This window comes from Enterobacter sp. N18-03635 (assembly GCF_004006055.1).
Classification (GTDB): Bacteria; Pseudomonadota; Gammaproteobacteria; order Enterobacterales; family Enterobacteriaceae; genus Enterobacter; species Enterobacter vonholyi.
Map to the genome: position 1 here is coordinate 908,691 of NZ_CP034769.1, position 18,334 is coordinate 927,024.

15 protein-coding genes and 1 tRNA gene are annotated in these 18,334 nt (G+C 47.6%); 10 read left to right on the forward strand and 6 right to left on the reverse strand.

Going from position 1 to position 18,334, the window contains the following annotated elements:
- Positions 1-1,059 carry a DNA polymerase IV gene (dinB, locus tag ELK40_RS05000; protein ID WP_111965857.1) on the forward strand — a complete coding sequence of 353 codons (1,059 nt, stop codon included), beginning with the start codon at positions 1-3 and terminating at the stop codon, positions 1,057-1,059.
- Positions 1,060-1,136: 77 nt separating this feature from the next.
- Here dinB and pepD read toward each other — a convergent pair whose 3' ends face one another.
- Entirely contained in the window at positions 1,137-2,594 is a 1,458-nt protein-coding gene (gene pepD, locus ELK40_RS05005) for a cytosol nonspecific dipeptidase (protein WP_115874299.1), read from the reverse strand.
- Between the two features lie 260 nt (positions 2,595-2,854).
- Here pepD and gpt point away from each other — a divergent pair, with 260 nt between their 5' ends.
- The 3 genes from gpt to crl all read left to right on the forward strand — a co-directional run bounded on the left by gpt (position 2,855) and on the right by crl (position 5,121).
- On the forward strand, positions 2,855-3,313 hold the full coding sequence (gene gpt / locus ELK40_RS05010) for a xanthine phosphoribosyltransferase (protein WP_010427903.1): 459 nt from the start codon (positions 2,855-2,857) through the stop codon (positions 3,311-3,313).
- A 104-nt stretch (positions 3,314-3,417) separates the two neighbouring features.
- Positions 3,418-4,662, forward strand: coding sequence for an esterase FrsA (gene frsA / locus ELK40_RS05015; RefSeq protein WP_127729688.1), 1,245 nt, complete (start codon positions 3,418-3,420; stop codon positions 4,660-4,662).
- Positions 4,663-4,719: 57 nt separating this feature from the next.
- On the forward strand, positions 4,720-5,121 hold the full coding sequence (crl, locus tag ELK40_RS05020; RefSeq protein WP_008500249.1) for a sigma factor-binding protein Crl: 402 nt from the start codon (positions 4,720-4,722) through the stop codon (positions 5,119-5,121).
- Positions 5,122-5,257: 136 nt separating this feature from the next.
- Here crl and phoE read toward each other — a convergent pair whose 3' ends face one another.
- Positions 5,258-6,310: a phosphoporin PhoE gene (gene phoE, locus ELK40_RS05025; protein WP_111965853.1), complete on the reverse strand. Its 1,053-nt coding sequence runs from the start codon at positions 6,308-6,310 to the stop codon at positions 5,258-5,260.
- Between the two features lie 304 nt (positions 6,311-6,614).
- On the opposite strand from phoE, the gene proB reads away from it, so the two are divergent.
- From proB to ELK40_RS05045, 4 genes are all read left to right on the forward strand, one after another.
- Positions 6,615-7,718 (forward strand): glutamate 5-kinase, encoded by a 1,104-nt coding sequence (gene proB / locus ELK40_RS05030; RefSeq protein WP_021242883.1) that lies wholly within the window; start codon positions 6,615-6,617, stop codon positions 7,716-7,718.
- Positions 7,719-7,729: 11 nt separating this feature from the next.
- Positions 7,730-8,983, forward strand: a complete 1,254-nt coding sequence (gene proA / locus ELK40_RS05035) for a glutamate-5-semialdehyde dehydrogenase (RefSeq protein ID WP_127729690.1) — start codon at positions 7,730-7,732, stop codon at positions 8,981-8,983.
- A 111-nt stretch (positions 8,984-9,094) separates the two neighbouring features.
- Positions 9,095-9,170: transfer RNA gene (locus tag ELK40_RS05040), tRNA-Thr, on the forward strand.
- Positions 9,171-9,257: 87 nt separating this feature from the next.
- Positions 9,258-11,198 carry a site-specific integrase gene (locus tag ELK40_RS05045; protein WP_127729692.1) on the forward strand — a complete coding sequence of 647 codons (1,941 nt, stop codon included), beginning with the start codon at positions 9,258-9,260 and terminating at the stop codon, positions 11,196-11,198.
- Between the two features lie 123 nt (positions 11,199-11,321).
- Here the strand turns inward: ELK40_RS05045 and ELK40_RS05050 are convergent, their stop codons facing one another.
- From ELK40_RS05050 to ELK40_RS05060, 3 genes are all read right to left on the reverse strand, one after another.
- Positions 11,322-11,654 carry an NIPSNAP family protein gene (locus ELK40_RS05050; protein WP_127729694.1) on the reverse strand — a complete coding sequence of 111 codons (333 nt, stop codon included), beginning with the start codon at positions 11,652-11,654 and terminating at the stop codon, positions 11,322-11,324.
- A gap of 163 nt (positions 11,655-11,817) precedes the next feature.
- Complete coding sequence (locus ELK40_RS05055; RefSeq protein ID WP_127729696.1) at positions 11,818-13,656, reverse strand: UvrD-helicase domain-containing protein; 1,839 nt, start codon at positions 13,654-13,656, stop codon at positions 11,818-11,820.
- Positions 13,653-15,917: an AAA family ATPase gene (locus tag ELK40_RS05060; protein WP_127729698.1), complete on the reverse strand. Its 2,265-nt coding sequence runs from the start codon at positions 15,915-15,917 to the stop codon at positions 13,653-13,655. Before ELK40_RS05060 ends, ELK40_RS05055 begins: the two co-directional genes overlap by 4 nt.
- 236 nt (positions 15,918-16,153) lie before the next feature.
- On the opposite strand from ELK40_RS05060, the gene ELK40_RS05070 reads away from it, so the two are divergent.
- Complete coding sequence (locus tag ELK40_RS05070; RefSeq protein WP_047653282.1) at positions 16,154-16,711, forward strand: recombinase family protein; 558 nt, start codon at positions 16,154-16,156, stop codon at positions 16,709-16,711.
- Positions 16,712-16,868: 157 nt separating this feature from the next.
- Here ELK40_RS05070 and ELK40_RS05075 read toward each other — a convergent pair whose 3' ends face one another.
- A complete protein-coding gene (locus ELK40_RS05075; protein WP_000919052.1) occupies positions 16,869-17,366 on the reverse strand; it encodes a hypothetical protein in 498 nt (165 codons plus the stop codon).
- 238 nt (positions 17,367-17,604) lie between these two features.
- Between ELK40_RS05075 and ELK40_RS05080 the strand changes: the two genes are divergently transcribed.
- Positions 17,605-18,069 (forward strand): helix-turn-helix transcriptional regulator, encoded by a 465-nt coding sequence (locus ELK40_RS05080; RefSeq protein WP_001580470.1) that lies wholly within the window; start codon positions 17,605-17,607, stop codon positions 18,067-18,069.
- Positions 18,070-18,334: the final 265 nt, after the last annotated feature.

Below are 18,334 nucleotides of genomic sequence, written 5' to 3' on the forward strand. Positions count from 1 at the left end.
ATGCGCAAAATAATCCATGTTGATATGGACTGCTTTTTTGCCGCAGTGGAGATGCGAGACAACCCGGCGCTGCGGGATATTCCCATCGCCATTGGCGGCAGCCGCGTTCAGCGTGGCGTCATCAGCACCGCCAACTATCCTGCGCGCAAATTTGGCGTGCGCAGCGCCATGCCGACGGCGATGGCCTTAAAGCTTTGTCCTCATCTCACGCTTCTGCCCGGCCGGTTTGAAGCCTATAAAGAGGCTTCCCTTCACATCCGGGAAATCTTCTCCCGCTATACCTCTCTCATAGAGCCGCTGTCGCTCGACGAAGCCTATCTGGACGTGACCGACAGCGTTCACTGCCACGGCTCCGCCACGCTGATGGCGAAGGAGATCCGCCAGACGATTTTCAACGAGCTGAATTTGACGGCGTCGGCGGGCGTCGCGCCCGTTAAATTCCTTGCCAAAATCGCCTCCGATTTAAATAAGCCCAACGGTCAGTACGTCATCACACCGGAAGAGGTGCCTGCATTTTTAAAAACGCTGCCGCTCGGCAAAATCCCCGGGGTAGGAAAAGTTTCTGCCGCAAAGCTGGAAAGCATGGGGCTACGGACCTGTGAAGACGTGCAGCAAAGCGATCTCGCCATGCTGCTCAAGCGTTTCGGGAAGTTTGGCCGCGTGCTGTGGGAGCGCAGCCAGGGAATTGACGATCGCGATGTGAACAGCGAGCGGCTCCGTAAATCCGTCGGCGTTGAGCGAACCCTCATTGAAGATATTCATGACTGGTCCGAATGCGAAATGATCATCACGGAACAGCTTTATCCTGAGCTGGAACGGCGTTTAATCAAGGTGAAGCCGGACCTGCTGATTGCCCGTCAGGGTATCAAATTAAAATTCAACGATTTCCAGCAGACCACGCAGGAACACGTCTGGCCGCGACTGAATAAAGACGATCTTATCGCGACGGCAAAAAAGGCATGGGAAGAGCGCCGGGGCGGGCGAGGGGTAAGGCTGGTGGGATTGCACGTCACGCTGCTGGATCCGCAGCTAGAGCGACAGCTGGTTCTGGGATTGTAAAAAAGCCCGGTGGCGCTACGCTTACCGGGCCTGGATTTTTCACCCTCTTCCACAGGAAGAGGGCTGGGATGAAGATGTTATTTCGCAGGGATCGCTTTCAGCAGTTCAGTCAGCAGCGTCCAGTAGTGACCGACGCTTTCGATATGAACCTGCTCATCCGGCGAGTGTGGACCGGTAATGGTTGGCCCGATGGACACCATATCCATATCCGGATACGGTTTCTTGAACAGACCACATTCCAGACCCGCGTGGATCACCTGAATGTTTGGCGTGCTGTTGAACAGACGCTGGTAAGTTTCACGCACCAGCGCCATCACCGGAGAGCTTGCATCCGGCTGCCAGCCCGGGTAGCTGCCTTTTGCAGACGTTTTCGCGCCCGCCAGCGTGCCCAGAGATTCCAGCATGCTCACCACGTACTCTTTACCGCTGTCGATAAGGGAGCGGATCAGGCAGATGATTTCCGCGCTGTCGTCGCTCATGGTCACCACGCCCACGTTCAGTGAGGTTTCCACCACGCCTTTCGCCACGTCAGAGTTGCGGATCACGCCGTTTGGCGTCGCGTTCAGCAGCTGAACGAAGGAGTCACGAGACTGTACGGTCAGCGCGGCTTTATCTGTAGAAACAGATTCCAGCACTACGGTCAGGTTCTTCTCTTTCGCCGACAGTTCGTTTTTCAGGATATCCAGGTATACGGTGGAGAGTTTTTTCAGCTCGTCCGCTTTTGCTGCTGGAACCGCTACGGTGGCGAACGCTTCGCGTGGGATCGCGTTACGCAGGGTACCGCCGTTGAAATCCACCAGACGCAGATCCAGCTCGGCCGCATGGCCTGCCAGGAAGCGTGCCAGCAGCTTGTTGGCGTTGCCCAGACCCAGGTGAATATCGCCGCCGGAGTGGCCGCCTTTCAGCCCTTTCAGCGTCAGCTTGAAGGTCTGGAAGCCCGCAGGTATCGCTTCGCGCGACAGCGGCAGGGTAGAGATAAAATCAATCCCGCCCGCGCAGCCCATGTAGATCTCGCCTTCTTCTTCTGAGTCGGTGTTGATCAGGATATCCGCCTGCAGCCAGTTCGCCTGCAGACCGAAAGCGCCGTCCATGCCCGCTTCTTCGGTCATGGTCAGCAGCACTTCCAGTGGACCGTGCTCAACGCTGTCGTCAGCCAGCACCGCCAGCGCAGACGCCATACCGATGCCGTTATCCGCGCCCAGCGTGGTACCGCGTGCTTTCACCCAGTCGCCGTCGATGTACGGTTGAATCGGGTCTTTGGTGAAGTCGTGAACGGTGTCGTTGTTCTTCTGTGGCACCATGTCCAGGTGCGCCTGCAGCACAACCGGTTTGCGGTTTTCCATGCCTGCGGTTGCAGGTTTGCGGATCAGAATATTGCCAACCTGGTCGCGTTCAGCATGCAGACCTTTTTCCTTCGCCCAGCCCATAATATGTTCGGCAAGCTGTTCTTCATGGTAGGAAGGGTGTGGAATGGAGCAGATTTTGGCAAAAATATCCCACAGCGGCTGCGGAGATAGTTGAGACAGTTCAGACACGATAAGTCTCCTTGTCGAGGCGCTGCAAACAGGGTTGCAGGTCACAGGGTTAGCAGGTTAATAGTTACCACAAGTCAGGCTTGCGAGATGAAACTGAGAATACCACTTTCTCTGCTGGCTGGTAGCATAAAGCATGTAAAAACTCAGGCAGAGGGCGCTAAACACTGGTTTTTAGTGCGTCAGATCTCTATAATCTCGCGCAACCTATTTCCCCCTCGAACACTTTTTAAGCCGTATAAAAACAGGCTGGGACACTTCACATGAGCGAAAAATACGTCGTCACCTGGGACATGTTGCAGATTCACGCACGCAAACTGGCTGCGCGTCTGATGCCTTCCGAACAGTGGAAAGGCATTATTGCCGTCAGCCGTGGCGGTCTGGTACCGGGGGCGCTGCTGGCACGTGAGCTGGGTATTCGTCATGTCGATACCGTTTGCATCTCCAGCTATGACCATGACAACCAGCGCGAGCTGACCGTGCTGAAACGTGCGGAAGGTGACGGTGAAGGCTTCATCGTTATTGATGACCTGGTGGATACCGGCGGTACTGCGGTCGCTATCCGCGAAATGTATCCTAAAGCGCACTTCGTCACTATCTTCGCTAAACCGGCTGGCCGCCCGCTGGTTGACGATTACGTGATTGATATCCCGCAGGATACCTGGATTGAACAGCCATGGGATATGGGCGTGGTCTTTGTACCGCCGATTTCAGGCCGTTAATACCAGTACGTAACTTTACACGCCCGGCTATGTCGGGCGTTGTTCTTTTTGGCCTGCCACGCGTTACAATAGTCTTCATATGACGTATTCATGGAGGCAACGCAATGACGCAGGCGAATCTCACCGAGACTCTCTTCAAACCCCGTTTCAAACACCCTGAAACGTCGACGCTGGTGCGTCGCTTTAATCCGGGTACCCAGCCTGCCGTCCAGTCCGCGTTAGACGGTAAAAACGTGCCTCACTGGTATCGCATGATTAACCGCCTGATGTGGATCTGGCGCGGTATCGACCCCCGTGAAATCCTTGATGTGCAGGCACGTATCGTGATGAGTGAAGCCGAGCGTACCGACAGCGAACTCTATGATACCGTGGTGGGCTACCGTGGCGGAAACTGGATCTATGAGTGGTCTAAACAGGCGATGGTTTGGCAGCAAAAAGCCAGCCAGGAAGAGGATGCCACGCGCAGCGGCAAGCACTGGCTGCATGCGGCCAATCTCTACGCCATTGCCGCGTATCCACATCTGAAAGGTGATGAGCTGGCTGAGCAGGCACAAGCGCTGGCGAATCGCGCTTACGAAGAGGCAGCTCAACGCCTGCCGGGCCAGATGCGCGAACTCGAGTTTACCATTCCGGGTGGGTCATCCATCACCGGGTTCCTGCATATGCCTGAAGGTGAAGGCCCGTTCCCGACCGTCCTCATGTGCGGCGGGCTAGATTCGCTGCAAATCGACTATTACAGCCTGTATGAGCGCTACTTCGCACCAAAAGGGATCGCGATGCTGACGCTTGATATGCCTTCAATTGGTTTCTCATCCAAATGGAAACTGACTCAGGATTCCAGCCTGCTGCACCAGCATGCGCTAAAAGCGCTGGAAAACATTCCGTGGGTTGACCACACCCGCGTGGCGGCATTCGGCTTCCGTTTCGGCGCGAACGTCGCGGTGCGTCTGGCTTACCTTGAATCTTCTCGCCTTAAAGCCGTCGCCTGCCTCGGCCCGGTTGTACACGCCCTGCTCAGCGATCCTGCCCGTCAGGGCAACGTACCTGAAATGTACCTTGATGTGCTGGCCAGCCGTCTTGGCATGCATGATGCATCAGACGAAGCGCTGCGCGTTGAGCTCAATCGCTACTCGTTAAAAACGCAAGGCTTGCTGGGACGTCGCTGCCAAACGCCGATGCTGTCGGGGTTCTGGAAAAACGATCCGTTTAGCCCGGAAGAAGAGTCGCGCTTAATCACTTCGTCATCTGCGGATGGCAAATTGCTTGAGGTGCCGTTCAGCCCGGTCTATCAGAATTTCGACAAAGCACTGAAAGAGATTACGCGCTGGATAGCTCAGAGATTGTGTTAATAGATTGCTAAATTTCGCTGGTTTGGTAAAACAGTGGCTTCACAAAAGGAGATCGCAATGACGTTACCGAGTGGACACCCGAAAAGTAGATTGATTAAGAAGTTCATGGCTCTTGGCCCGTATATTCGAGAAGAGCAGTGTGAAGAGAATCGCTTTTTTTTCGACTGCCTGGCTGTATGCGTCAACGTGAAGCCTGCACCCGAAAAACGTGAATTCTGGGGCTGGTGGATGGAAATGGAAGCAGAGGAAAAACGCTTTACGTATAGCTACCAGTTTGGCCTGTTTAATAAAGACGGCAACTGGCAGGCGACCACCATTAAAGATCAGGAAGTCATTGACCGCCTGGAATACACCCTGAAAGAGTTTCACGACAAAGCGAGCGCACTGCTGGCGACTCTGGATCTCAAGTTCGAACCCGCAGATGACTTTTCCAGCGAAGCGGTGAAGCTGACTGCCTGATAGCGTCACAGCGCCGGGTGGCGGCTTCGCCTTACCCGGCCTACAAAATGCACTATCCCGTAGGCCCGGTAAGCGCAGCGCCACCGGGCAAAAAAAATCCCGGCTCAACTGCCGGGATTTTCTTATTCGGATAATCTTAGAACTGGTAGGTCATACCCAGTGCAACGATGTCATCGCTGCTCACGCCCAGTTTATTTTTGTCGTCAATCTGGTTGATTTTATAATCAACAAAGGCGGACATATTTTTGTTGAAGTAATAGGTCGCGCCAACGTCAATATATTTCACCAGATCTTCGTCACCAATACCTTCGATATCTTTGCCTTTAGACTGGACATAACCCAGGGACGGGCGCAGACCGAAGTCGAACTGATATTGTGCGACCACTTCAAAGTTCTGCGCTTTATTTGCAAACCCACCGGAAATTGGCGTCATATTGCGCGTTTCAGAATACATTGCAGCCAGATAAATATCGTTCGCATCATATTTCAGACCGGTTGCCCAGGCTTCTGCTTTCTGGCCCTGGCCACGCGCCAGCAGGTTCTGAGCGTTGGTGCGGTCAGAGTTGGTGTAGGCGCCGCTGACGGCGAAATCGCTGCCGCCGAAGTCATAGGTCAGAGAGGTACCAAAACCGTCACCGTTCTGTTTCTTGGCGTCACGGTTTTCGTTTTTTCCCTGGTACTGCAGGGTCATGTCCAGGCCGTCAACCGCGCCGAAGAAGTCGGTGTTACGGTAGGTGGCAAGACCGGTCGCACGCTTGGTCATGAAGTTATCGGTCTGCGCGGAAGAGTCGCCACCGAACTCAGGGAACATATCGGTCCATGCTTCGACGTCATACAGGGCACCCAGGTTACGACCGTAATCCAGTGAACCAAAGTTTTTCAGCTTCAGGCCCGCGAACGCCAGACGCGTCTTCTGAGTAGAGTCGCTCTCGGCTTTGTTACCTGCAAATTCAGATTCCCAACGGCCATAGCCCGTCAGCTGATCGTTAATCTGCGTTTCGCCTTTAAAACCGAAACGAACGTAAGTCTGATCGCCATCTTTGGTAGCATCATCGCTGATGTAGTGCATGGCTTTCACTTTGCCGTACACGTCCAGCTTATTACCATTTTTATTATAAACTTCAGCTGCGTGAACGGATGCAGAAGCCACTACGCCCATAACCATTAATGCCAGAGTGCTCTTTTTCATTTTCGATCCTGTCTTATAAACGCGCTAAAAAATTCGCTGGACGATAAGCTCATGCTTAAGTCCCGTGAAAAAACAGGAAGGGTTTTATCGTTCTGGAATGAAACTTTTATGACAAACTAAGAATAATTTTAAAAAACTGTGATTTATTATTTCGGTAATAAAACTGTCAAATTCTCCCGCTACGCTTCCTGATCCCGCGCAACAAAGTGTTTCGCGATGTGCTAAGGCAGTTGGCAACGGGGCTGACTCCTGTTAAAACGTTCGTTTGACATTACTTTCCCTTATCGTTGAACGGCAGAGAATCATGAGTGACAGCCAGACGCTGGTGGTAAAACTCGGTACCAGTGTTTTAACAGGCGGATCGCGCCGCCTAAATCGCGCCCACATTGTTGAGCTTGTACGTCAGTGCGCTCAGTTACATGCCGCAGGGCATCGTATTGTGATTGTGACCTCCGGGGCGATTGCCGCCGGGCGTGAACACCTGGGTTACCCCGAACTCCCCGCGACGATCGCCTCCAAACAGCTGCTGGCCGCCGTGGGACAAAGCCGACTCATTCAACTCTGGGAACAGCTGTTCTCTATCTATGGCATTCATGTCGGGCAGATGCTCCTGACGCGTGCGGATATGGAAGACAGAGAGCGCTTCCTGAACGCCCGCGATACCCTGCGCGCGCTGCTGGACAACAATATTGTTCCGGTCATTAACGAAAACGATGCCGTTGCTACCGCTGAAATCAAAGTGGGTGATAACGATAACCTCTCGGCGCTGGCCGCCATTCTGGCCGGCGCCGATAAATTACTGCTTCTGACCGATCAGCAGGGGCTGTTCACCGCCGATCCGCGCGCTAACCCGGAAGCCGAGCTGATTACCGACGTTCATGGTATCGACGATGCGCTGCGCGCCATCGCCGGTGACAGCGTTTCAGGCCTCGGAACGGGCGGGATGGGGACCAAGCTGCAGGCCGCCGACGTGGCGTGCCGCGCCGGTATCGACACCATCATTGCGGCGGGCAGCCGCCCTGGCGTGATTGGCGACGTGATGGAAGGCATCTCCGTCGGCACCCGCTTCCACGCTCAGGAATCTCCGCTGGAAAACCGTAAACGCTGGATATTTGGCGCGCCGCCTGCGGGCGAACTCGTCGTCGATGAAGGGGCAACCGCCGCGATTCTGGAACGAGGAAGTTCATTACTTCCTAAAGGAATTAAAAGCGTGACAGGCAACTTCTCCCGTGGTGAAGTGATCCGTATCCGTAACCTCGAAGGCCGCGACATCGCCCACGGCGTAAGCCGCTATAACAGCGATGCCCTGCGCCGCATCGCGGGTCACCATTCGCAGCAGATCGACGCCATTCTGGGCTATGAATATGGCCCGGTTGCCGTGCATCGCGATGACATGATTATTCGTTAAGGAGCCAGAACATGCTGGAACAAATGGGCGCCGCCGCGAAGGCCGCCTCTTACAAACTGGCGCTCCTTTCCAGCCGCGAGAAAAACCGCGTGCTGGAAAAAATCGCTGATTATCTCGAATCACAGTCTCAGGAGATTTTGCTCGCCAACGAGCAGGATTTACTGGAAGCGCGCCGCAACGGTCTGAGCGAAGCGATGCTCGACCGTCTGGCGTTGACCCCGGCCCGCCTGAAAGGCATCGCCGACGATGTTCGTCAGGTATGCAATCTGGCCGACCCGGTAGGGCAGGTGATTGACGGTGGGCTGCTGGACAGCGGTTTACGCCTGGAGCGCCGTCGCGTGCCGCTCGGCGTTATCGGCGTTATTTATGAAGCCCGACCAAACGTGACGGTGGATGTCGCCTCCCTGTGCCTGAAAACCGGCAACGCCGCCATTCTGCGCGGTGGGAAAGAGACCTGGCGCACCAACGCCGCGACGGTGAAAGTCATTCAGCAGGCGCTGGAAGAGTGTGGCTTACCGGCGGGTGCCGTGCAGGCAATTGAGAGCCCGGACCGCGCGCTGGTCAACGAAATGCTTCGCATGGACAAATACATCGACATGCTGATCCCACGCGGTGGCGCGGGCCTGCACAAGCTGTGCCGCGAGCAGTCGACGATTCCGGTGATCACCGGCGGTATCGGCGTGTGTCATATCGTGGTAGACGACAGCGCTGAGATTGCACCGGCGCTGAAGATTATCGTTAACGCGAAGACCCAGCGTCCAAGCACCTGTAACACCGTGGAAACGCTGCTGGTGCATCAGGACATTGCAAACGCCTTCCTGCCGGCCCTGAGCAAACAGATGGCCGAGAGCGGCGTGACGCTGCATGCTGACGCCAGTGCGCTCGCGCTGCTGCAGGATGGCCCGGCTAACGTCGTTCCCGTCAACGCGGAGCAGTACGACGACGAGTTCCTGTCACTGGATCTGAACGTGAAAATCGTGAGCGATCTCGACGACGCGATTGCGCACATCCGTGAGCATGGCACGCAGCATTCTGACGCCATCCTGACGCGTACGCTGCGCAATGCCGATCGCTTCGTGAACGAAGTAGATTCTTCTGCGGTGTATGTGAATGCCTCCACCCGCTTCACCGACGGCGGTCAGTTCGGCCTCGGCGCTGAGGTAGCGGTCAGCACGCAGAAACTGCACGCGCGCGGTCCGATGGGGCTGGAAGCACTGACCACGTATAAGTGGATCGGCTTCGGTGACGATACGATTCGTGCGTAAATAATCACGGGTGATGCAAAAGTAGCCGTTTGATTCAAAAGGGCATTGACGCATCACCCGGTTAGATCTAACCTTTTGCCCCGTGGTTACACTCGTAACCGGCCTCTCAGGGCCGATATAGCTCAGTTGGTAGAGCAGCGCATTCGTAATGCGAAGGTCGTAGGTTCGACTCCTATTATCGGCACCAGTCACTTCTATTTCATTGATTTAATTAACTTTAAATTCATTCAGAGTGAAATCGCGTAGCCTCTCCTACATAGAGGTCATACAGCCGATGGCTCAACGTGATAATCTGTATCGCCGTAGCAGCGGTATTTATGTTGTCCGTATTGCAGTTCCCGCCCGATACCGTCTCTACACGGGACAGCGTGAGATTCACGCTTCAACAGAAACAAACGACATCAGAAAAGCGCGAGCGATTGCCGCAGGTCTATTGGTTGTTTGGCAGCGATGTCTGGGTGAGTATCAAGAATTGGATAGAGAAAAGTTGGTAAGCAGTGCGCCTGCTTTGGCTGGCGAAGGAATGATCAGCCTCGCTGAATTTTGCGGTTTAACGAGCGCTTCCCTGCAACAAGTGGCGCAGCGACTACTTGATACAAATATCCCGCTTTTTTGGCTTGCTGATGGGCGTCCTGCCTACTATGTAGAAGATCTTTCACTCGTTGATAAGGATGATCCTGAGGCTTCTGGATTTATCATCGATAGTGCCATTAACATCGGGATCAGAGGTTCTCTGACCGGTTATGTTCAGCCCCTGGTTTTATCACGTATATTACGTCAGATGATCGCTGGCGAGCTGCTGGATGCAGAAACCGCATTTAAATCCTCAGAGGCTTCATCCAAAGCCGCTTGGTTTGTTGACTTTCCCGGTGTCGAAATCTCGCCTAGTTCATTAATGATTCATCGTGTGCAAGCTGAGCGCTTACGATTATTTTGGCTGTCACATAGCGCAGCGGTTTCTCCAATCATGCCTGAAAAACCAAAAGCAATTCCCCCTGTATTATTGCCCTCATCAATACCGGATAATGAATATGTAAATCGTAAATACTACTCAGTGAAAATGAGCGAGTTATGTGAAAAATATATTCGCTACAAGCGTGGAGGGAAATTCACGGAAAAGGCAGAAAATCGAGTTCGGGAAGGTTTTGGCTTACTCCTTGAAGTCATGGGTGATTCAACGCTTGAAAAAGTTGACCGTGACTTCCTTCGTAAATATGAGAGCTTACTAAGGTCGATACCTGCAAGGCGCGATCTGGCAAAAATAAGATATAAAATCAATGATGTTCATGAATTGATTGTCAAGGCAAAAGAGAATAGTGATCCTCTAATGAGCGATAATGCCGTTCGTAAATATATGCGAATTCTCTTCGAGGCTTTCCAGTGGGCTGATGGAGAAGGCATTTTTATTAAGTCTCCTGCGAATAAATTCTTTGCACCTATTGAAAATGAAAAGATGGATCAGGATTTCAAATCTAATTTCACTGATGAGGATTTGAAAGCTATTTTTGGTATGCCTTGGTATAAACGTGGGACTGTCGATAAAAATAGTCAGGGGCAATTCCATCATTATCGTGCATTTCATTACTGGCTACCGCTAATTGGCTTTTTTACCGGCGCGAGGATAAATGAATTATGTCAGCTTTATCTTGACGATATTAAGCAGGATGCGGTCGGGTTTTATTTCTTCGAAATCAGCAATGAGCGTGCCGATCAGTCGCTAAAAACTATTCATTCGCGGCGGAAAATACCGTTGCATCCGACATTGATCAAACTTGGATTAGTCCGCTATTGCGAAGCATTGAAGAAAGCAGACCATGAACGTTTATTTCCCGAGCTTCCTTACCACCCTGTAAAAGGATATGGCGATAAAGCTTCGGACTGGTTTAATCGCTCGTTGCTCAAAGAACGGTTAGGCTTTGAAAAAGAGAGCAAAAAATCTTTCCATTCATTCCGTCACACGTTTTCTACTAGACTTAAACAAGCTGGAATCGACAGCGAGACGCGTGCGCAGTTTGTTGGGCATATCCGCGGTTCTGGCGAGACAGAGAACCGGTATAGCAAAGATCATCCACCAGCAGCCCTCTATGCTGTGCTTGAGAGCGTTACGTTAGGGCTACCGGAAGTTGCTCCATTTGTTTGCGAAGATGGTGTGGTTGCTGTAGCTGATGCGCTACGGATTAAACAGAGCAACAAATCGCGAAAAGAACCGCAATAGCCTGAATTTCTCTTTTGCTCTAACGCGCTCAGAACGATTTTGGCGCGTTTTTTATTAAGGGTGGTGATTTTCATAGTGCTGAATTTGGATACGCTCAAAACGCGTTTGGTGAAATTTGATGACCTACGATTGCACCCGCAGCCCTTCCACGTTTTCTGATGGTAGATTCATCACTGTTTTAATGCTGGTCTCTATGCTGCCAACGATGTCTTCGCGTGGGCCGCTGCGCCAGTCATCACTTGCGTAAAAAGCATTAAGAACCGTAGCCATGCTTTCAGCACTGTCAAAGGCGCGAATCAGATAGTAGCAATCCGGGTCATGTAACGAGTTACCAAACGAAACAACATCGATCCCGTGGCGTTGGTGCAGGGGAACACTGATTTTCTGCATTATGGCGTGAAAAGCGGCGCCGCTGCCTTTTCGTAAGGTGTATTGCAGTATTTCGACGGTTCTCAATTTTATTCTCCATTAATGGTCGACTGTGTGCTTAAAATAACAAGATGTATAAGTGAACATATTATTCAACACCAACTTTTGTTTCTTACCGATGGTTCGTATTAAGTGAACCAACATTTTTATGATGTCAGTTCACTTTAAAATATCCTATTACTGCTTTTAATTAAATTATTTCTATTTCACTCGAATCAAACCATCCTTTATGTAGTAGGTTTTTTCTTAGCATTTCTGTATTATCTGTATAAGCAAGAATGGCGAGGCTTTTTTGTGCTCGACTACATGTGACGTAAAATAGTCTTCTAGTTCTGTCTTCACTAGTATCTTTACCTTCTTTCTCATTATCTAAATCAGTTTTGGTTTTTTCTTTAACACCGAAAAGTTTGTCATAACTAAACATAAAACCTTTAGCCTCAGAATCATCAATTAAAACTAGAACACGAGGAAATTCTAGACCTTTAACTCCCTGATGAGTATCGATGTTTGTCTTCCCTTTGACATAATTATAATATTTATCAAATTGACATAAAGGAGAGCTAAACGCTTTCTGCCAAGCTTCAATGATATCATCTTGTGAGTTATTGTTACTTTCTAGGATTTCTTGTATAGAATCTGGGACGTCAAGTAATTTTATTTCATTTATCTTATGTAGTAAATTAATTGTGATAAGTTCGGGGTTTGTAGAAATAAAACTCTTTAACATATCAAGAGAGTTTCTGATCTGTGTAAGTGGCGAGGTATTATTTGTGTTTTTTAAAAGATGTTCTCTTTTTAATAAGGGTGCATTTGTTCGTAAAATGTTAGTGATAGTAAAAGTATCATTTTTAATACAGGCGGATATTAATGGTGAAACAATTCCACAAATGAAATTTATATTACCCAGAGAGCCCTCTAAAAGCCCAGTTTTTAATCGCTCAATTTGATAGAGAGGAGTGAACATGTCTATAAAACCCATACGTGTTGCGGCCATATGATGTTCTAATATTAGGGTGTTTACTAATGAATCATGGTTTTCCCAATCATCATCTAAAGTAATTTCTCTCATTCTTTTTTTTACAAACGATTCATCTCTATCTTTATTATCAGAATGACATTCTTTTATAAAAATTCTTACATATCCTTCCTCGGCATCTTCTCTGGCCTTTTGCTTATGATTATCCACTTGACTTCTAATTAAATTAATTAAAGCAACCACTCTTTTTGGAGAACGATAGTTAATGCTTTTTTCAGGTTTTTTCCAGTGTTCGTCAAGGCATGCCTCTAAATCACTTTTACCATCAGAGTATATCCTTTGCATCATGTCCCCTAACAGACCCACCGAGAATGTATCTCTGTTATTTTTCTCAACTTCGAGTAATGCATTCATTAGCAGTTTGTTAGTATCTTGGCTTTCATCAATTAAAAGAATTGGATGGCGATTAACCAATATTTTCTGCATTGTATATTTTCTGTCTAGAAAATAAGAACCGAGTTTAATGACTTCTGAATGATTTAGAGAGTCTTTAGTTCTATTATCCCCGGTAGGGTTGTATGTGAATTTATATACATCTGATAAGTTTTGCAGACGTTTTTCTTTGGAAACTATTTTTCTTTCTCTTTCTAAAGAAGCTTGTGAAACTCTAGTTGTTCTGCTTTGTTTGTCCCTTAAATCAGCTATCTCCGCAGCAATGTTTTCCATTAACCAAGATTTTATATCACTGGAGTGATGCCTAATTAGCTCCCATAGGAAACTATGAATTGTAGACACATCTATTAATTTGTTGAATTTAACTCTTCTTTTTATTTCATCACAAGCCGCATTGGTGTATGTTATCACGGCTATTTTTTTTCCTCTTAGCCTGAACTCTTCTGAGTGACTCTTCAAAATCATTTCCAGAACATTAACTAAAGTCCTGGTTTTACCAGAGCCAGCTCCAGCATAAAGAAGGAAACTATGCTTTTGAGTGCCCGTTAAGTAATTATGTATATTAGAATCTAATATTTCCTCAGTTTGTTTGATAGTCATTTGTTTTCTCCATCACTGGCTAAATCAGAAACAAGCTCTAATTGTTTTATTTTTATCTTTTCTTCGAGCCACTTTAGACCATTACTTATATAATTAGGTGTGTTTAATTTATCGCTTTCGTCATGGTAAAGTATATCTAATGCAAATTCAGCTTTATTACCTTTAGATAAGTGTAAAAATGATTCCTCTCCAAATTCCTCTGCATTTTTGCAATTAGTAATTGATGCTTTGAATTTCTTCACTAAACCATTACCAGTAAGATTACTGAAAAAATCTAGATTATTGTAGACTAATGAGTCTTCGAACGTGTTTGGTAAAAATTCTTGGTTAACACCTTTGAATACAGCCAAAACAGGAATCTGAAAAGCTGAGTAAACATAAAAGAAATCATTATATTTCTTTTCTTTCTTATCTTCCGTGAGTTTATACAATTCATCGACACCGGTAACTTCTGGAACCCAACTTGCAAGCGTTGTATTACTTGTAACGAAACCGCTGCCTTTCTTAGAGGGCTTAACCTTGCCATCTTGTGAATCCTTAGGGTCTAAATCCGTAATAATTAGAGTTAAAAGATTCAAACTAACAATCAGATTCTTTAGTCGATGGGCATGGCTACCACCAATCTCTAATAAGGTAATGTAGCTTTGATTTAAGAAAGGGTAGTGTCTTCTAATTAAGTGAGGAACTAAAATCCTCTCGGCTGGGCCTTCAACAAGAATTACTGCATCTGCAAAGAATAAATCACAATGTGTTGCCTTTAGGTATCTTATTACAAATTTTTCCGTATCATCATTTACACCAAAAACATTGGAAAGATTGATTACTGTTGATACAGGGATCTCATGTTCTTTACAAGCAGGAATTCTTCTAAAGTATCGTAAAGAAGAAAATTTACACTCGTGGGCAATATGGCTCGAATGTGTGCTTATAATGAGTTGTGTATGAAGCTCTTCTTTATCGCCTAAATTATTATGATTCCTCAATATATCATATGCTTTCCTAATGAAGATTTGTTGCACTTGTGCATGCAAGTGAGCTTCAGGTTCTTCAATCAAAACCAAATGCAGGGGAGCTGGAAAATCCTCTTGATTGTCGTCTGCTAATTTTTTATTTGTAGCTTTGCCAACTTTCATCCAACTATCTCTGAACCCCATTAGTCTAAATGCAATTGAGATTAAGTTTTGATAACCTAGTCCATTATAACTCTCTGGCAATCTTAAATAGTCTAAAGATACATTGCTTAAAGCATTAGTTAACTCATATTGAACTGCTGAGTCGTGATTTAAGCCATCAATTGGTTCTATTTTTGTAGAGATTTTTAGTTTAGGATCAGTTACTCCTGGATAGTTGAGGCCTTCAACTTCTTTTATGGCTTGGGAGAAACAGTTTTTTAATCTTTCATCAAATGTATCCTGAGCATCACGAATGGCTTGTAGAGCTTCGATATCTGATAGTTCAGGGCTTTCTATTGGGTTTAGATGTTTCGAATAATAATCTCTCAACTGTGTGTTTAATTTGCTATTCTCTTTGTCGGCAGCAGAGGGGCTTCCAAAGCCACGTTGTGCATTGATCTCATCAATTCTTATTAGATCTTTGAGAGGTATGCCATCAAGTAATGTTTGCTGACTGTCTATTCTTTGGGGTTTGGCTATTCCATTATCAGATGATTCTAATTTCGAAGGATCTAAGCTATAACACTTAATTGTAAACATTGAGTTCAACTTTCTTGAAAGATATTCATAAATATCTTTAGGCCACAATGCTATTGTGTAATTTTCTTTATCAATCCGCTCAGAAATTCGGTCGTGTATATCTAATGAATTTTGGCGGGAAGATATGAAGTCCTCAAAGAAAACATCAAATTTCTTGGGTTCATATCTCAGTCTTACTCCAATTAAACCTCCATTCCACTCTAACGTTGGTAGTATATGATTGACATATTGGAGCTCATTTTCTTTCGCTTCGATCCAAATATCCATGCAAGGAAAAAGATCTGAGAAAGCTTCCTGTGATTTAGCAAGGTCTATATTTTCCTCAGTTAACCATTGTTCAGTGATATCTTTTATTTTTGCCCAATTGCAAAGTGTCAAATCATTTACGCTAAACCGCGAGGCATCAACGAGGAAATGTCCTAAGGCCTCCATTGCAGCCGTTTTACCGCTATTGTTAGCACCAACAAAGAGAGTGGTTTTTTCTGCAATATCTATGCGGACAGACTTCAACTTTCTGAAATTCTTAATTTCAATGAAATTTATTTTCATATTAATAATATCCTTATGAAATTATTTTGCTGTGCTAAAGAAATGTTTACGTTTCGATTAGAACATAACCACTTTGATTGTGTAGTCAATAGAAACCATGATGTAAGAAATCGACCGTTTTCTGGCACCTCCCAATCGCACGCCTTCACACTGTTGGAAAAATAGCCTTGGCTTTTCTGACAGGCCATCCTAATGTTGGCCTCGTTTTCTGGCAGGGGTCAGATGAGGAGATAACAATGGCTACTTTTGGCTACGGGCGTGTTTCAACAACGCAGCAGGATACTGAGAACCAGCGACTGGAGCTTGAGCAAGCTGAGTGGCAAATTGACTATTGGTTTGCCGATATTGTCAGTGGGAAGGTTCCGGCTATGCAACGTAAAGCGTTCTCTGAAATGCTTAGCAAAATTCGCGATGGTGAAACGTTGGTAGTTGCAAAACTAGACCGTCTGGGACGTGATGCGATTGATGTTCTCCAGACGGTCAGGGCACTGGCAGAGCGTAATATCAAGGTGATCGTCCACCAGCTTGGAACTACTGACCTCACTTCTGCTGCCGGTAAGCTTCTGTTGTCTATGCTGGCAGCCGTTGCGGAAATGGAGCGTGACCTACTTATTGAACGCACTCAGGCGGGGCTGTCACGAGCAAAAGCTGAAGGAAAGAAGCTGGGCAGACCGTCGAAAATCGCACCAGAAGCCCGTAGGGCGATTATAGAGAAAAAGAATAGCGGGACCAGTATCAGTGCGTTAGCGCGTGAATACGGTGTTTCCAGAGCGACTATAGCCGCGCTGCTTTAAATGCTTCTAAACTTTCATTGCAACCCCGAGTTTTGGGTTGGTTAGCGTGAGAGATTCAAAACGAAAGAAAGATTGTGACACCGTTTCCGGTTAGAGCAGCAAAGAAGATCGACGAGGTTGAATGCCCCCACTTATAAGTTCGGGGGGCTTATAGTGGTTACTCAAATGAAGCCGCGATGACTTCCCCGGTGTTGGCGTTGAATACACAAAAATATTGGAGTGGTGTTTGAATCCCAAGGCTATTAATCGCCTTAGCTTGTTGCCCGAATATTTGAATAGTTTGTTTGCTCTTGTCGTGCCAGAGGTAGGTGCTGAAAACTGGTTGCTCTTCGCTATCTAGCCACACATGGCGAAATGTCGCTTTCTCATCCATTACCTGTTTGCACTTTTTGACGGGGTTATGATGTGCTTTTGCATAGCATTCTGGCTCGTTAATCAAGCACAAGGCATTTTGTTTTTCTCCCGGGAGTTCAGCGCTAACAGCTGCGAATGCACTTAATCCCAGCACTAGTGAGAGCGTTCCCAGAACACCCCATGAGATTGCTCGTAGAGTGCTGATCTGCCGTTTTGATGTAACGTGCGCGACCATGCTGTAACTGGCCCAACTGAGCACGGCTCCCGCTATCATAGGTAATATAAAATCTGATCCCGCCATGATTTCCTCATTTGCCAAACAACATCACATCTCATAGTGAGCGCTGAAGACACCCAACCTGTGACAGCCATCATACGATATTGGCTTGATTTGTCACTAATAGTATTCATTTTGAATCTTTGATTGTAGCGATACAGACTTCTCGTGAGGGTGATTGTGCTCACAATAGGGATCGTTAGATTCGAAATGTCTCATATGGAGCGTGGCCTTACAGTGGTCAAAATTGCACATTCAGTGCATGAAAAAATCCCTAAGAATACAGTTTGGCGAGCGGGTAAAAGAGTTGCGCGTTGCCACCGGAATGAGCCAGGAAGCGTTTGCGGATCGGTGTGGGTTTGCACGTAGCTATATGAGCCGCATTGAACGTGGCGGTTCTAATGCATCTCTCGATGCCATTGAGGTGCTGGCTAGCGCTCTCAGTGTTGAACCGTGGCAGTTGTTAGTATTCGACTCATCCGAAGAAAACGACCCAGAACTACTGGTTCCCTATGCGGCGGATGGGACGTGCTTTAATCCCGAACTGGCGAGTAGTCGCGATGGTTCATTTGCAGTAGGAGATAAAGCCGCTCAGAAGCGTTTTGGCTCGTTTATCGAAGCCCTTGAATATCTCCGTAGCATGGAGACGGCAAAGTGGCGTAGGCCGAATTCTGCGGGCAATTGGGGAATTGTGTCTGCTGTTAAATGGGATAAGCTTAGGAAGTAGTGCCAGTATAAGGATATAAATTTGGCAAATAGGATTTATACATTGCATCCCCATAATGGATGCTGTCCACCCTAGGACTTTTGATTCTTTCGGCTGTATATAGATAATCATGAAACACGGGTGCGTTACAGAGGCGTTACGTATCGCTTTTAATGTTTTTTATTATTAGATTCAAGTTGTTATGATTTTTGTGGTGGATTCAAAAAATAAACTCACTCCGTGAGTTTTTGCCAGTTTTATTTTGCTCCGAATCTTCACCCTTCCC

Bases quoted from the DNA above. Each gene is read 5' to 3' on its own strand.
- crl (WP_008500249.1), top strand. From the start codon at position 4,720: ATGACGTTACCGAGTGGACACCCGAAAAGTAGATTGATTAAGAAGTTC.
- ELK40_RS05045 (WP_127729692.1), top strand. From the start codon at position 9,258: ATGGCTCAACGTGATAATCTGTATCGCCGTAGCAGCGGTATTTATGTT.
- proB (WP_021242883.1), top strand. From the start codon at position 6,615: ATGAGTGACAGCCAGACGCTGGTGGTAAAACTCGGTACCAGTGTTTTA.
- ELK40_RS05060 (WP_127729698.1), bottom strand. From the start codon at position 15,917: ATGAAAATAAATTTCATTGAAATTAAGAATTTCAGAAAGTTGAAGTCT.
- proA (WP_127729690.1), top strand. From the start codon at position 7,730: ATGCTGGAACAAATGGGCGCCGCCGCGAAGGCCGCCTCTTACAAACTG.
- frsA (WP_127729688.1), top strand. From the start codon at position 3,418: ATGACGCAGGCGAATCTCACCGAGACTCTCTTCAAACCCCGTTTCAAA.
- ELK40_RS05080 (WP_001580470.1), top strand. From the start codon at position 17,605: ATGAAAAAATCCCTAAGAATACAGTTTGGCGAGCGGGTAAAAGAGTTG.
- ELK40_RS05055 (WP_127729696.1), bottom strand. From the start codon at position 13,656: ATGACTATCAAACAAACTGAGGAAATATTAGATTCTAATATACATAAT.
- ELK40_RS05070 (WP_047653282.1), top strand. From the start codon at position 16,154: ATGGCTACTTTTGGCTACGGGCGTGTTTCAACAACGCAGCAGGATACT.
- gpt (WP_010427903.1), top strand. From the start codon at position 2,855: ATGAGCGAAAAATACGTCGTCACCTGGGACATGTTGCAGATTCACGCA.
- phoE (WP_111965853.1), bottom strand. From the start codon at position 6,310: ATGAAAAAGAGCACTCTGGCATTAATGGTTATGGGCGTAGTGGCTTCT.
- dinB (WP_111965857.1), top strand. From the start codon at position 1: ATGCGCAAAATAATCCATGTTGATATGGACTGCTTTTTTGCCGCAGTG.
- ELK40_RS05075 (WP_000919052.1), bottom strand. From the start codon at position 17,366: ATGGCGGGATCAGATTTTATATTACCTATGATAGCGGGAGCCGTGCTC.